Source organism: Prevotella sp. HCN-7019, from assembly GCF_037890215.1.
Classification (GTDB): Bacteria; Bacteroidota; Bacteroidia; order Bacteroidales; family Bacteroidaceae; genus Prevotella.
Map to the genome: position 1 here is coordinate 1 of NZ_JBBKBO010000003.1, position 14,743 is coordinate 14,743.

11 protein-coding genes are annotated in these 14,743 nt (G+C 46.2%); 6 read left to right on the top strand and 5 right to left on the bottom strand.

The annotated features are described in order from the left end of the window. The first annotated feature begins 667 nt into the window (after positions 1 to 667). A complete protein-coding gene (locus WKT13_RS05135; protein ID WP_298619953.1) occupies positions 668 to 1,879 on the top strand; it encodes an L-serine ammonia-lyase in 1,212 nt (403 codons plus the stop codon). A 522-nt stretch (positions 1,880 to 2,401) separates the two neighbouring features. Here WKT13_RS05135 and WKT13_RS05140 read toward each other — a convergent pair. The 5 genes from WKT13_RS05140 to WKT13_RS05160 form a co-directional block, all read right to left on the bottom strand. Then, positions 2,402 to 3,490 carry a metallophosphoesterase gene (locus WKT13_RS05140; RefSeq protein WP_340323116.1) on the bottom strand — a complete coding sequence of 363 codons (1,089 nt, stop codon included), beginning with the start codon at positions 3,488 to 3,490 and terminating at the stop codon, positions 2,402 to 2,404. Positions 3,491 to 3,779: 289 nt separating this feature from the next. After that, positions 3,780 to 4,460: a peptidylprolyl isomerase gene (locus WKT13_RS05145; protein ID WP_340323362.1), complete on the bottom strand. Its 681-nt coding sequence runs from the start codon at positions 4,458 to 4,460 to the stop codon at positions 3,780 to 3,782. A 65-nt stretch (positions 4,461 to 4,525) separates the two neighbouring features. Further along, positions 4,526 to 5,668: a cytochrome d ubiquinol oxidase subunit II gene (locus WKT13_RS05150; protein ID WP_340323117.1), complete on the bottom strand. Its 1,143-nt coding sequence runs from the start codon at positions 5,666 to 5,668 to the stop codon at positions 4,526 to 4,528. Between the two features lie 103 nt (positions 5,669 to 5,771). Continuing rightward, entirely contained in the window at positions 5,772 to 7,337 is a 1,566-nt protein-coding gene (locus tag WKT13_RS05155; RefSeq protein ID WP_340323118.1) for a cytochrome ubiquinol oxidase subunit I, read from the bottom strand. A 47-nt stretch (positions 7,338 to 7,384) separates the two neighbouring features. After that, positions 7,385 to 7,594 (bottom strand): DUF4492 domain-containing protein, encoded by a 210-nt coding sequence (locus WKT13_RS05160; RefSeq protein WP_340323119.1) that lies wholly within the window; start codon positions 7,592 to 7,594, stop codon positions 7,385 to 7,387. Positions 7,595 to 7,978: 384 nt separating this feature from the next. Between WKT13_RS05160 and WKT13_RS05165 the strand changes: the two genes are divergently transcribed. The 5 genes from WKT13_RS05165 to WKT13_RS05185 are packed head-to-tail and all read left to right on the top strand — an operon-like array spanning position 7,979 to position 13,750. Next, positions 7,979 to 8,851 (top strand): hypothetical protein, encoded by an 873-nt coding sequence (locus WKT13_RS05165; protein WP_340323120.1) that lies wholly within the window; start codon positions 7,979 to 7,981, stop codon positions 8,849 to 8,851. Further along, positions 8,852 to 10,339, top strand: coding sequence for a TolC family protein (locus tag WKT13_RS05170; protein WP_340323121.1), 1,488 nt, complete (start codon positions 8,852 to 8,854; stop codon positions 10,337 to 10,339). It begins immediately after the preceding gene. Between the two features lie 7 nt (positions 10,340 to 10,346). Next, positions 10,347 to 11,336 carry an HlyD family secretion protein gene (locus WKT13_RS05175; RefSeq protein WP_340323122.1) on the top strand — a complete coding sequence of 330 codons (990 nt, stop codon included), beginning with the start codon at positions 10,347 to 10,349 and terminating at the stop codon, positions 11,334 to 11,336. Next, positions 11,337 to 12,515 (top strand): ABC transporter permease, encoded by a 1,179-nt coding sequence (locus WKT13_RS05180; RefSeq protein ID WP_340323123.1) that lies wholly within the window; start codon positions 11,337 to 11,339, stop codon positions 12,513 to 12,515. It begins immediately after the preceding gene. 5 nt (positions 12,516 to 12,520) lie between these two features. Next, on the top strand, positions 12,521 to 13,750 hold the full coding sequence (locus WKT13_RS05185; RefSeq protein WP_340323124.1) for an ABC transporter permease: 1,230 nt from the start codon (positions 12,521 to 12,523) through the stop codon (positions 13,748 to 13,750). Positions 13,751 to 14,743: the final 993 nt, after the last annotated feature.

The window sequence follows — 14,743 nt, forward strand, 5'->3', positions numbered from 1 at the left end:
CAACTCTTACCGCTTCATCTTGATGACTACACGGAAGAAGAATCTGTCTCTGTCCAGGACCGCCGTATCTCTCGGTTCAAAAAGCACCTGACATCTATTCAAATAGACGGTTCGTTTACCTCTGATCCTCAACTCCTGAAAAGAAGAAGAGAACCGTGCTCATTGTACTACTTCTCTGTCTTTTATGTAATCTTCTTCAAAGAACTCTTTTCTTGTTGTCTCAGGACTTACTTCCTGAAAGCGGATGCAAAGGTATACACTTTTTTCACTTATTCCAAATATTTTCGAAAGAATTTTGCAATAATCATGAATTTTTATTGAATAATTGATTATAATCAAGTTTTAGGGCACTATTTGCCATGAAAAAACACGATTTTAGCAAAATCGTCATTTAAGATAAAAATGAAGACTAAACAACAAATAAAGACATAAACAAGAGAAAACTATGAACAAAATTTTATAACGCCACAAATCGATCACAATATAAAAAGGAACTGCATTATTTGTACATATCGCTATAACTGTGTATATTTGTAATGGATTTTCATGAATGGCGGTCTTACAGATTGATAAAAAACCGACACTAAAAATCAAGGCCACATGAATATATGGACAAAGCAATGCCTACAAAACATCACATTATAGCTTATACATTATTATATTATATATGGAATCATTAAAAGAGCTGTACAGAATCGGAAAAGGTCCATCAAGCAGTCACACAATGGGCCCGCAGAAAGCAGCAAAAATATTCAACGAGCACTATCCTGATGCAAAAAAAATAGAAGTCGTACTGTATGGCAGTCTTGCCGCAACCGGACGCGGGCACATGACTGACGTCGCCATAAAAGAGGTATTCGGCGACGATGGTCGACTCAACATCGTATGGCAACCATCCATATTTCTGCCCTATCATCCCAACGGAATGAAATTCACTGCATACGACGAAGCAGGCAATACCTGCGGAGAATGGACCGTATACAGCGTGGGAGGCGGTGCACTGTCGGAAGGTAACAATCCGAAATGGTTGCAGGACTCGCATGAAGAAGTTTACGAAAAAAACTCCCTAAGTGAGATAATGGACTGGTGCAACAATAACGGACGCAACTATTGGGAATATGTAAAAGAAAGCGAGAACAGCGACATATGGGACTACCTGATGGAAGTATGGAAAATGATGAAAGAATCTGTGGAACGAGGAATTGACCACGAGGGTGCTCTGCCAGGTCCGCTCAAGTTGCCGCGCAAGGCACCGACATACTACGTAAAGGCAAGAGGATACAAACAGTCGCTTCAGACCCGCGGACTCGTATATGCATACGCACTGGCAGTGAGTGAGGAAAACGCATCGGGAGGCACCATAGTCACCGCTCCCACATGCGGATCGTGCGGAGTGATGCCAGCCGTACTATATCATCTGTCGAACGGCCACAACTTCAGCGACACCCGCATACTCCACGCCCTTGCCACAGCAGGAATATTCGGTAACGTTGTGAAGACCAATGCCTCCATCTCCGGTGCCGACGTAGGATGCCAGGGAGAGGTGGGCGTAGCATGTGCGATGGCCTCTGCCGCTGCCTGCCAGTTGTTCGGAGGCAGTCCGTCTCAGATAGAATATGCCGCCGAAATGGGATTGGAACACCATCTGGGAATGACATGCGATCCGGTATGCGGCCTCGTACAGATTCCATGCATAGAGCGCAACGCCTTCGCCGCCACACGAGCTCTCGACGCAAACTTGTACGCTGCGTACTCCGACGGCAAACACAGCGTCTCGTTCGACCGCGTTGTAGAAGTGATGAAACAGACAGGTCACGACATACCTTCACTATACAAAGAAACAAGCGAAGGAGGTCTGGCAAAAGACTATAAACTCTGAAACAAAACAACATATACGCCTACCGGCATAATAACCGGAGGCGTATATGTTCCCAACAGCACAACCGGAGTTGTGCAAAATACGACATGTAAAAATCCGGATTTGTTAAAACAAAGTGCTCTGAAAATAGATTTTACAGCAACGACGCTACCGCAACGCAAATTCCTCGAAAATCACAAAACAACGCAAGCACACTGATAGACAACACGTTACATCGTCAGTATATTTTCATATATCATTTCACCAATTACAAAAGAGTGCTTTTTACCATGCGAAACACGCTATTTCACACCATGAAACAGACCAAACCGGCACCCAAAACAGACTATAATAGGAGCCAATAAGGCCTATTTCACACAACAACGGCAAGCAAAACACCCGACAGTCTCCTTTTCCCTAAACCAGAAAAGGCTTTAATGCCTGCTGCGACTTTCCAGAAACAGAATTACTGACGCAGAAAAACATGCGGCAGATTTAACTTAAAACCGTTAAATAAAAAACAACGAAAACAGCGTAGAACGTCTATCTCAACACAGCAACGACATACTCCGAACTCGTGCCGATGCGAAACTTTCCGCCCCAAATGCCAATGCCGCTGCTGACATAAAAATCGGTATTGCCCTTGCGCATCGAACCGTACGCGTTCTCATAGAGAGCATCCTCTATCCAACTGACGGGCCACACCTGTCCATAATGAGTATGTCCGCTAAACTGAAAATCGACTCCAGCCCGCGCACTGCGGTCGAGATGATAAGGCTGATGGTCGAGCAATATGGTATACTTGGTCTTCGGTGCCTCTTTCACAAGCTGTGCCACACTCTTCCGTCCTGCACGCGATCGGTCGTCGCGACCTATTATCGTGAGTTCTCCTCCGATAGTCACACTGCTGTCGCACAGCAAAGTGATGCCCGCCTCACGGAAGAACTTCTTAGCATCGGCAATGCCGGCATAATACTCATGATTGCCAGGACAGGCATACACCGGCGCTTTGATGCGTCTGAAACAGGCAGCCATATTCTCCTCGCGCAGCGGTTTCATACTGCCGTCTATTATGTCGCCCACAATGAGCACCACGTTCGGCGACGCCGCATTTATCATGTCCACCCACCTCTCAATTTCTTTCGCCGTGTTGTGATAGCCGATATGCATGTCGCTCAACATCACAATCCTCAACGGCGAAGCCAACGGACGGGCGGCGCGCAGCTCCATAGTGCGCATCTGTTTGTCACGATAGTTGGCGTTAGCATAAATGAAAAGCACACAGACAAACAACATAATACCCACACTACCCGTCACACTATGATGCAGAAACGACGACGGCACAAGTCTCACCAGACGTCCTAAATCAAGAAACAGGAAAATCATGACAAGATAGAGCAGCACAAAGAGCGAAGAAGTGCCGACCTCATAAACAATACGTCCGGCCACCAGCGGCAGTGAGTCCGGACCTATAAGGAAATGAGAGAAAAGACACACAACGGGCAACGACATCAATGCTACCGCAGCACTCTTCCATACCGGCGACAGCGGCAATATCTGCCAGACATGCCACACGACATAGACAAAGCCCAGCAGTGGAAGAAGGAAAAATATAAAAAACCAAAGTTTCATATATGCAAAATTAAATGACACTGACGAAAGAGGAAAATATTTTTGCATCATTTTAGAAATACACCGATGCCTGAAGACACGTTACGCACCGCACGAAAGCTCCACAAAGAATCAAACAGGCAAATAAAAACAAAAGTGTACATGCATCAGCCATTACGATGCATGTATACTTTCTTATAAACCAAAAGCCTTCCGACGACAGAATAAAATGTGTCACCGGAAGGCTTTATGTAATAAAACAGGCCCTATATATAAACCTTTTTTCAGTTCATTCAGATCCTCATAGCCGTCATTTCACGACCGTAGCCTTTTCTATTCTTATATCCTCCAGAGGTCGGGCATTGGCGTCGGTCTGCACACTCTGTATGGCTTCCACCACATCCATCCCCTCAGTCACCTCGCCGAACACAGTGTATTGTCCGTCCAGATGTGGCGTACCACCGAGAGTCTTGTACGTCTCACGCATCTCCGGCGTCAGTTTCACCTTGCCTCCCGTGGCTACGTCGAGTTTCTGCTGAGTTCTGTCCAACATGGCATCACTGTAGCGTATGCCGTAAACTATGTAGAACTGACTCATCGACGAGTTGCGTTCCGGATTGTCAGCATCGCCCTCGCGCGCAGCAGCCACCGCTCCACGCTTGTGATATATCTGCGGACAACGGAACTCAGCCGGCACTGTATAAGTCTCGGATGTCTCACCGAGGAGTTGCCCAGGCTGAGCATGGCGGCTTGCAGTGTCGCCTGTCTGAATCATAAACTTGCTTATGACTCTATGAAACAACTGTCCGTCATACCATCCCTCACGCACGTTTTTGAGAAAATTGTCGCGGTGGAGCGGCGTCTCATTGTAAAGTGCAATGCGTATGTTTCCCTTGTTTGTCTCAAACAGAACCTCGTGGCGCAGAGTATCCTGCGCCACGGCCGGCATGCCAACAAGCAATGCCACAATACATAATAATATATGTCTCATCATTTGTTTTCTTCAAATGTTATATCGTACACGACTGTATTTCACATCAGCCGTGTACATAATCGTCAATACATCTCGTCGGTTCCAAGCTCTGCCTTGTCTATCTTTTTTCTGTCCATGGCATGCCACACATAGGCAATATAGGCCACAACAAAAGGCACAAGCAGCGACACCACAGCCATGACAGACAGAGTGAATTCACTGCTGCAGCTGTTGGCTATGGTCAGCGAACTCTGCAAATCAGCGTTCGACGGATAGTATGCTGTTCCGTTCCAGCCGGCACATAACAATAGGGCAAGAACCGTCATCACCGTACCGATACCGGCAGGCCATATTCCTTTTATGTAAGTCTTACTTACAATGGTTCTGACAATAGCATAAAGCACAAGCACTACACCTATAAAGAACAGTGCGAAGACATACCACATGGTGATGATGTTGTCGAAATACTTACCCGGCACAACACTTATCACACCAGTCGCGGCATCATAGGCATAGCCATCCTTAATGAGAACATGTATTACAAACGCCACGAAAAACAGCAGGAACGGCACCGCCGCACCCAGAAGTCTGACGCTGCAACGGCAGCGTATGTTCTCGTCGTTCACATTATTCATCACATAGAGAGCTCCAAGCACACGGGCAAGAAAGAATACGGCGAAACCCAGTACGAGGTTCCATACATCGAGCAGAGCGTCCAGTCCACCGCTTCCGTTGGCCCAACGACTTATAACAGGCTGCATGCCGTCGGCTATGTTGTTCTTGTCCACAATGAAGTTCGAGCCATTGAAGAATGTGGCTACAGCTCCTCCGAGAAGCAGCGGACCGATAATGCCATTCAGTACAAGAAACCATCGGAATGTACGCGTACCCAGCATGTTGCCCAGTTTGTTCTGGAACTCATAACTCACTGCCTGAAGCACGAACGAGAATAAGATAAGCATCCACAGCCAGTAGGCACCGCCGAAGCTTGTACTGTAGAACAACGGGAACGAGGCAAAGAAAGCACCACCAAATGTTACGAGTGTAGTGAAAGTCAGTTCCCACTTACGACCTGTACTGTTCACCACCATGCGTCGTTCCTCCTCCGTACGTCCGAGACTGAATATCATGGAGTTGGCTCCCTGCACAAACATGAGAAAGACAAGCAATGCTCCTAGGAGCGACACCACGAACCACCAATAATGTTGCAAAAATTCGTATGACATAATTTTCGTTTGTTTAATGTTTAATATTTTGTGACTCCCCCGCCACAGACACTTTTCTTCCGTTCTGTGGTTTCAGGCGACACATCCGGAATACGTGTATGTATCAACGCGACGTGTATTCCGGACCTTTCTTTATCTGTTTGCAGAGAATGTTCACCTCGACAGCAAGCAATGTGGTGAAGAGAGCAAGGAATATGAAGAACGTGAGGGCAACCGAACCCGAACTTATGTCGGATACTGCCGCGCACGTAGGCATCAGATCCTGTATTGCCCACGGTTGGCGTCCCATTTCAGCAACAATCCATCCTGCTTCGCTAGCGATATAGGCCAGTGGCAGAGAGCACACCCCTATCCACAGCATGTAGCCGTATTTCTGTATGTCACGACGATAGAGCAGGAATATAATTACAGCAAAAAGAAGTATGAAATATGCGCCCAGTCCCACCATGACACGGAATGCATAGAAGCACAGAGGGATATAAGGCACAAGCTCCGATTTGTCTTTGATATAACCATAACCGAAATACGGCATGTTGGCCTGCAGTCGGGCATTCAGTCCGGCTAGCTCACTGCTGTCAGCCGATGCAGCCTTACGTTCCCGATAGAGCGCAAGCGTGTTTATCGCAATTCTGCCCTTCTCCATCTTCTCTTCAGCCGACAGTTCTTTGGTTCCGTCGGGGCGGACATACCCGTTAAGTATGTCGTTAACTCCAGGAACATAGCCCTGCGGATCGTGTGTGGCAAGAACGGAAAGCCCGTATGGTATGCCTATACGCAATGGCGGTTCACCACCCTTGGCATAATCGGGTTGCTCAAATGGATTTACAGCCGCTATGGCAGTGAGGCTCACACCGGTACCTCCGTCGTAGAGCGCCTCCATGGCTGCCAGCTTCATCGGCTGTACCTTGGCAACCTTCACAGCAGAGAGGTCGCCGGTGAACGCAGCTAACAATGAAGCAACAAGTCCGAACACCGCACCTATTTTCATACTCGCACGCGCGAGTTCCTGGTCACGTTTCTTTATCAGATACCAGCAACTTACGGCTACTACAAACACGGCTCCCACTATCCATGAGGATATGACCGTATGGAAGAACTTGTCAATGGCGAACGGCGACAATGCCACGTCGGCAAAGCTTATCATCTCGTTACGCACAGTGTCAGGGTTGAACTCACAGCCTACCGGATACTGCATCCATGCGTTTGCCACAAGTATCCACCAGGCCGATATCGTGGCACCGATACCCGTGAGCCATGTAGAGGCAAGATGAAATCCGGGCGACACTTTTTTCCATCCGAAGAACATCACAGCCACAAATGTGCTTTCAAGGAAAAAAGCCACGATGCCCTCTATGGCAAGAGGCGCACCGAATATGTCGCCTACAAACCACGAATAATTGCTCCAGTTGGTACCAAATTCGAATTCAAGAATAATTCCGGTAGCCACACCCATAGCAAAGTTAATACCGAAAAGGCGCTGCCAGAATTTGGCCACATCCTTCCAGAAAACATTCTTCGTGCGATAATAGCACGTTTCCATGATTCCCATCACGACGGCAAGCCCCAGAGTCAGCGGCACGAAAAGCCAATGATAAATGGCAGTAAGTGCAAACTGAGCCCTCGACCAATCGATCGCAGCAGGATCAACAGACATTAAAAGATTGTACATAAGCTTTATTTTTTATTTGTTTTTAATTCATTTATGATGTATTCCCCTTACCGTCCCGTGAGTTGTCCTGACACAAATTCGGCCTCCTCACCCGGAGACGAATGTTCTCCTATAAAGTCCGGAAAGAAAAACAGTTTGAGTATAACGAATATAATGAACAGCTTTATCAGTATGACAAGCCATAAAGTACGGCCGAGCCTCATGTTTCTGAAGCCGTCGTAATAAAGATCGAACACCTTATATAAAAATTTCCTCATAAGTAGTTGCTACAACAAAAACAATATTGCACGCCCTTCATAAACATAATTCCAGACAAATGCAAATATACAATATATATATCATCGATTTTTATTTATCTTATTGTTTTTTATGTAAAAATCCTGCTAAAAGACTTTTTCTACAAACTTACGCCATTACAGAACACTTCTGACGGTATGAAAACTCGATGTCATAAAAACAGACAAAGAGTCATAAACGGTGATTGTCAATCATTTAAAATGCCGTCCAACTCTCCTGTTTTTCGGCAAATAGCATCTTTTTAGATATATTAAGAAATGCAAGATGAATTTTGTTGCTTATTTAAGATAAAAGGCATAAATTTGCAGAATATTTTTCAACTGTAAAATAAAAAATATACATACATGAATAAGAAAACCTGGATAATATTAACAATAGCCGGAATCGTACTCATCGGAAGCATCGCATATCTCGTAATATCACTGCAGAAACAGAAGCAGGAAAACAAAGCCATGCTCGAACTTGCCGAACTCGACAAGAAGGAAATGGAAAACGAATATATGCAGTTTGCCAATCAGTACAGCGAGATGAAGACTCAAATAAGTAATGACTCCATCGTCGCACAACTTACGGCAGAACAGGAAAAGACACAGAAACTGCTGGAAGAACTCAGGCAAGTGAAAAGCAGCGACGCAAGAGAGATAGCACGTCTGAAAAAAGAACTTGCCACTGTAAGAGCCGTCCTGCGCAGCTATGTTCTGGAAATAGACTCCCTGAACAGACTGAACCAGAATCTGATGGAAGAAAACTCAAGAGTTAAGAGTCAGTATTCTGAAGCTACCAGACAGATCGAAGGCCTGAGCTCGGAAAAAGCATCGCTCTCTGAGAAAGTGGCAATAGCGGCACAGCTCGATGCCACAGGCATAAGCATGACATTGAACAACAAACGTGGAAAATCCACAAAGAGCATAAAGAAATGTAAGACTGTACAGGTGAACTTCACCGTAAGCAAGAATGTCACTGCACAAAGCGGCATGAAGACATTCTACGTAAGAATAACATCCCCTACCGGCGCACTGCTCGGTAACGCAGGCTCTTTTGCTTACGAGAACCGCAATCTTAACTGTACAATGAAGAAGACCGTTGAATACGGCGGTCAGGAACTTGCGCTCACGACCTACTGGGACGTAACGCAGACACTCGTTGCCGGCACATATCAAGTCAGCATATTTGCCGATGGAAACATGATTGGTTCAAGAAGTTTTACATTTAAATAAATGGTAAGATTATCCAACATAATATTCTTCCTATGCATTGCATCATCTGCATCAGCACAACAGGTACTTAGTCTTGACAGCTGTCGGGCTATGGCAATCCGTAACAACAAACAACTCAGCATATCGAGACTGAAACAAGAGGTTGCCAAAAACACCAGAAAAGCCACCAAGACAAAGTATCTGCCAAAGATTGACGTGCTCGGCGGCTATGAATATACAAGCAAGGAAATATCCCTGTTGAGCGATAAGCAGAAATCAGAAATAAGCAATATCGGCAATAAGGCGAACGGTATAATAGGCAACGAGGTGACACCTATTATATCAAGCCTCACACAACAAGGCATCATTACACCCGAACAGGCCACTCACCTGGGCAATTTCATTTCACACTTCGGTTCTTCCATGGGTGAGGTTTTGAATCATGCCGGCCAGAAAATAGTGGATGCCTTTGAGACAGATACAAGAAACATGTTCATGGCTTCCGTCATGCTGAAACAGCCCATTTACATGGGCGGTGGCATAATTGCGGCAAACAAGATGGCCAGAATAAATGAAGAGCTCACCCGTAACAGCACAGAAACGACAAGACAGAAAACCCTCTATGACATCGATCAGGCCTATTGGACCGTCGTTTCGCTCAAACACAAACAGAAACTGTCGCACAGTTATCTTGATCTTGTGCGCAGATTGGACGATGATGTGGCAAAAATGATACGTGAAGGTGTGGCCACACGTGCAGATGGACTGAGGGTCAACGTCAAAGTGAATGAAGCGGAAATGATCGTAACACAAGTGGAAAACGGTCTGTCGCTTGCAAAAATGTATCTTTGCCAGTTGTGCGGTCTGCCTCTCGACAGCGACATCACTCTTGAAGATGAAAGCAGAGAAAACATCATAACAGAAAACATACAGGAAGACGCCGACACGCAGACTGCCATAAGTAACCGCCCGGAACTGAAAATGCTTGAGAATGCTGTAGGCATCAGCGAGCAGTCAACCAAGATCACAAGAGCCGCATATCTGCCGCAGGTAGCCCTGACAGCAGGATACACCACAACCAATCCCAACATATACAACGGATTTGAAAACAAATTCTCCGGCGTATGGAATGTGGGCGTAATTGTAAGAATACCCGTATGGAACTGGTTTGAAAGCGAATATAAAGTCAAATCGAGCAAGATTGCAACAAGCATTGCCCGAATAGAATTAAGCGAAGCTCAGGAAAAAGTAGAGCTTCAGGTAAGCCAGAGCAAATTCAAGATAAAAGAAGCCAACCGCCGTCTAAGCATGGCAAACAAAAACATAAAGAGTGCTGAAGAAAACCTCCGCAGTGCAAACCTCGGCTTTAAGGAAGGTGTGATGCAGACCACAGACGTGATGGAAGCACAGACGGCATGGCTTCAGGCTCAGTCGCAAAAGATAGATGCAGAAATAGATGTCAAACTAAGCCAAATCAATCTCAAGAAGGCACTTGGTATATTAGAATAAAATCGTTATGTCAGAAAAAACACAGAGAAAAAATATAATCATAGCAATTGCAATAAGCGTTGTTGCAATTGTGATAGCTGTAATAATTGGCACCATTGCCATGGCAAGAGAGCCGGAAATAATTCAGGGACAGGTCGAAGTGTCTGAATACAGGGTTTCGAGCAAAGTGCCAGGACGTGTACTTGAGCTACGCGTGAAAGAAGGCGACTATGTAAAAGCCGGAGACACACTGGCCATTATTGATGCGCCAGACGTAAAAGCCAAGATGATGCAGGCAGAATCGGCCGAGAACGCTGCCGCAGCCATGAGCGAGATGGCCAATAAAGGTGCACGCAAGGAACAGATACGTGCTGCATACGCACTGCTCCAGCAAGCAAAGGCAGGACTTGACATAGCGAAAAAATCATACGAACGCGTACAACGTCTGTTCGACGAAGGCGTGATGACAGCTCAGAAACGCGACGAAGCCTTCGCAAACTACAAAGCCCTCGAAGCACAGACAAAGGCTGCACAAAGCCAGTATGACATGGCTGTGAACGGTGCACGACTCGAAGAGAAGAAGGCAGCCGCAGCACAAGTGAACAGAGCCAAAGGTGCTGTAGAGGAAGTAAACTCATACATAAACGAAACGATGCAGATCGCCCAGATGGAAGGCGAAGTGAGCGACATATATCCCAAGACCGGCGAACTGATTGGTGCCGGCTCACCGATTATGTCAATATCTCTCCTAAACGACATGTGGGGCACATTCAACATACGCGAAGACCAGCTTGAAGGCATGAAAGTAGGAAGTGTGTTCAAAGCATTCCTGCCTGCATTCAACAAGGAAATCAGAATGAAAGTGTACTACATTAAGGACCAGGGTTCGTACGCAACATGGAAAGCTACGAAATCAAACGGTGAGTACGACCTGAAAACATTTGAAGTGAAAGCACGTCCTTTGGACAAGATAGACGGTCTGCGTCCGGGCATGTCCCTGATAATAAAGAAAAAGTAAGTGCAGAGTGACAGATTCATAGACCGTGTTTACCGCCTTGCAGCAAGAGAATGTTCCAGACTGAAATCAAATCCGGTTTATCTCTTGTGCATGGTCGTATTCCCTTTGTTCGTGACCATATTCTTCACCTCGCTTATGAACGAAGGACAGCCGCAGGATCTTCCTGTAGGCATTGTCGACCTTGACAACACCTCCACAACGCGCAAACTTGCAAGAACACTCGATGCATTTTCCGGCACAAGAGTAGCGAAACACTACAAAGACTTCAACGAAGCACGCCGGGCGATGCAACATAACGAGATATACGGTTTCATGCTTTTCCCAGAAGGCACTACCGACAAACTACTGTCGGCACGCCGTCCGGAGATTTCATTCTACTACAGCAACACCTCTCTCACGGCCGGTTCGCTTGTGTTCAAGGACATGAAAACCATATCGATGCTCGGTTCGGCATCGGTCGGTTCGGCCACAATGTCGGCAAAAGGATATACAGGTGAGCAGATAAGCACTTTCCTGCAACCTATAACACTCGACTTTCATGCAGTGAACAATCCTTGGGTGAACTACAACATATATCTCAGTACGACACTTATCCCAGGAAGTTTCTTTCTGTTCATTTTTCTCATAACGGCCTACTCCGTCGGCTATGAGCTGAAACAGGGCACAGCCCGCAAATGGCTTGCCGCAGCCGGAGGAAACATAATGACAGCCATATTTGGAAAGATGCTTCCACAATTCATCATCCATCTTGTCATGATATATGCCTACATGTTCTATGTATTCGGAATACTTGATTTTCCACATCCCGGAGGCATTCTGCCCATGGCCATACTCGGTCTGCTAAGTGTACTATCGGCACAAGGACTGGGCCTGTTCCTCTTCGGCATATTCCCATCCATGCGTATGTCAATGAGCGTGTGCTCACTCCTTGCAGTCATCGGTTTCTCGCTCGCAGGTACGGCATTCCCGACATTTGCCATGGACCCACAACTTGAAATGCTCGCAGCCATATTCCCGCTGCGCCATTTCTTCATGATATATCAGATAAGCATCTTCAACGGTATGCCTATGGCCGATGTATGGCCAAATATCGTTGCTCTCATCATATTCGCGGCACTGCCCATTTTTGTACTTCCACGCCTCAATAAGGCCATTTCGGAATACGTATATATTTCATAACTTCTATGAAAGGACACATGAACAAGATAAGCGGCACCATAAACGACATATGCACAATATGGATAGACGAGACAAAGAAAATCTTCAGAGACGAAGGTTTGCTCATATTCACAATATTGCTGCCTCTGCTTTATCCGCTGCTCTATTCATGGATATACAACAACGAAGTAGTGCGTGACGTTCCGTTTGCCATAGTGGACAAGTCAAACAGCGAGTTGAGCCGCAAACTGATAAGCAGGCTTGATGCATCGCCCGACGTAGAGACGGCCTACCGCTGCGGAAGTCTTGAGGAAGCACAACGCCTTGTCGGTCTGCAGGAAGTTTACGGAATTGTATATATACCAGAAAACTTCGACACACGCATCAACCGCATGGAACAGTCGACCATAAGTCTTTACTGCAACATGGCACTGATGCTCACATACAAAGCCATATATCAGACGTCAACAGCTGTCATCGCAGGAATGAACTCCGACATACAGAAAAGCCTGACAGGCAACTATACCGACCGCGAAGACGAGATAACTACAAGTCCCATCGACATTGAAGAAGTGGCAATGTTCAACTCAACCGGCGGCTACGGAAGCTTTATTCTCCCCGGTGTGCTCATACTCATCATACAGCAGGTGTTGCTTCTTAGCATAGGCATGCGCAACGGCACAATAAACGAAAGACGCCCGTCAAAGCAGCGTCGCGACTTCACTCCCAAACCCACAGGGCTTGTTCCGGTAGTGGCAGGTAAGACAATGTGCTATCTTGCACTGTTCACCATTCTTGCCACATACGTGCTGCTGGCCATCCCACGTATCTTCAACTTTGTACACATACTTCATGCCGGCGATTTCGTCATGTTCCTCCTGCCCTATCTTCTGGCATGCATATTCTTTGCAATGACAGTCTCCGTATTCATCAAAGAACGTGAGAACGTCATGCTGCTGGTTGTGTTCACATCAGTGCCGCTGCTTTTCATCTCCGGCATATCATGGCCAACAAGCAACATACCCGAATTCTGGAAATACGTGTCCTACATATTCCCTTCCACATTCGGCATACAGGCGTTTATCAAGATGAACAGCATGGGAGCGACATTCTCCGACATAACGTCAGAATATGTCTGCCTATGGATACAAGCTGCCGTATATCTCATCACGGCATGCCTGGTATACAGAAGAATGGCAGCAGCTCCGAAAGACAGCCAAGGCCATAAAAAGGCAACACCGGAAACTGCCGACTGACAAACGCCCAAAACAACCCGACAGAACACAAACACACGTGCATAAATATGCAATCACACATTATGCCGCCGCATATTTATACACCCATAACGTCAATATACCGCAACACATCCATACAGCAGACCTTATACCACCAGCCCCACAATTCTCGGACTGTTTTGCAAAGACGCCACCATTCAGCACACTAAACAATACGCTACGTCACAGCTGTCTCCTCCATCACACAGAACAGCCATTCCCGTCATGCCATAAAGCCTTTTTCATCCGTTGGAAAGAGGCATGCCGCCAAGCAATAAGCATCGCTCCGGAAGACCAAAGCACACAGAACGCATACGAGACAATACTCTTTCATACAAGTCTGAAACGCAGAAAAGCTTTCCGACATCATACGTGGCAAGCACAATCAACATGTCCTTATATTTCCGAAAGCCGGTCCACAACCTGCAGCTTGTCTGTTTTGCATTTTCCCTATGTCAGACTTTTTACCGCTAACAATGTTCTGTAAAAATTCAGCGACGGTTGATTTCAAAAAAAAGCCTGCGTCTTCAATTCCTTATCTACGTTGCTGTCTTATGCTGAAAGCTAACCGATATGGGCCACTTTCAGTTTTTCTGAATTCTGTGATTTTTCATCTGAGTTTTCTGTTCTACCCCAAACAATAAGCAAGTATTTGCGCATAGACACTCCTTCTGACGCAAATACGCAAGGGATAAGAGTCATATTCAAAATACTGAATATCAAAGACTTACAACAAAGAAGATTTTCTTTGTCATGCAATAAGCACCATTTCAGCATGTGATATGGCCCGTTTCAGGGGCTGAAACGCACCATATCACACCCTAAAATGGACGAGAACACAGGCTGAAACGGGCATAATCGGAGTGCATTATCAACCAGTCGTCACTCTACCGCAGGGTATATGACAAGACGATCGGGCCGGGAAAGACCTCCGATACGTCTGATTTAACATTCCTTCACATCTCTTTTGCGATT

Excerpts from the sequence above, each read along its gene's own strand:
- WKT13_RS05135 (WP_298619953.1), top strand. The coding sequence starts at position 668 with ATGGAATCATTAAAAGAGCTGTACAGAATCGGAAAAGGTCCATCAAGC.
- WKT13_RS05140 (WP_340323116.1), bottom strand. The coding sequence starts at position 3,490 with ATGAAACTTTGGTTTTTTATATTTTTCCTTCTTCCACTGCTGGGCTTT.
- WKT13_RS05145 (WP_340323362.1), bottom strand. The coding sequence starts at position 4,460 with ATGAGACATATATTATTATGTATTGTGGCATTGCTTGTTGGCATGCCG.
- WKT13_RS05150 (WP_340323117.1), bottom strand. The coding sequence starts at position 5,668 with ATGTCATACGAATTTTTGCAACATTATTGGTGGTTCGTGGTGTCGCTC.
- WKT13_RS05155 (WP_340323118.1), bottom strand. The coding sequence starts at position 7,337 with ATGTACAATCTTTTAATGTCTGTTGATCCTGCTGCGATCGATTGGTCG.
- WKT13_RS05160 (WP_340323119.1), bottom strand. The coding sequence starts at position 7,594 with ATGAGGAAATTTTTATATAAGGTGTTCGATCTTTATTACGACGGCTTC.
- WKT13_RS05165 (WP_340323120.1), top strand. The coding sequence starts at position 7,979 with ATGAATAAGAAAACCTGGATAATATTAACAATAGCCGGAATCGTACTC.
- WKT13_RS05170 (WP_340323121.1), top strand. The coding sequence starts at position 8,852 with ATGGTAAGATTATCCAACATAATATTCTTCCTATGCATTGCATCATCT.
- WKT13_RS05175 (WP_340323122.1), top strand. The coding sequence starts at position 10,347 with ATGTCAGAAAAAACACAGAGAAAAAATATAATCATAGCAATTGCAATA.
- WKT13_RS05185 (WP_340323124.1), top strand. The coding sequence starts at position 12,521 with ATGAAAGGACACATGAACAAGATAAGCGGCACCATAAACGACATATGC.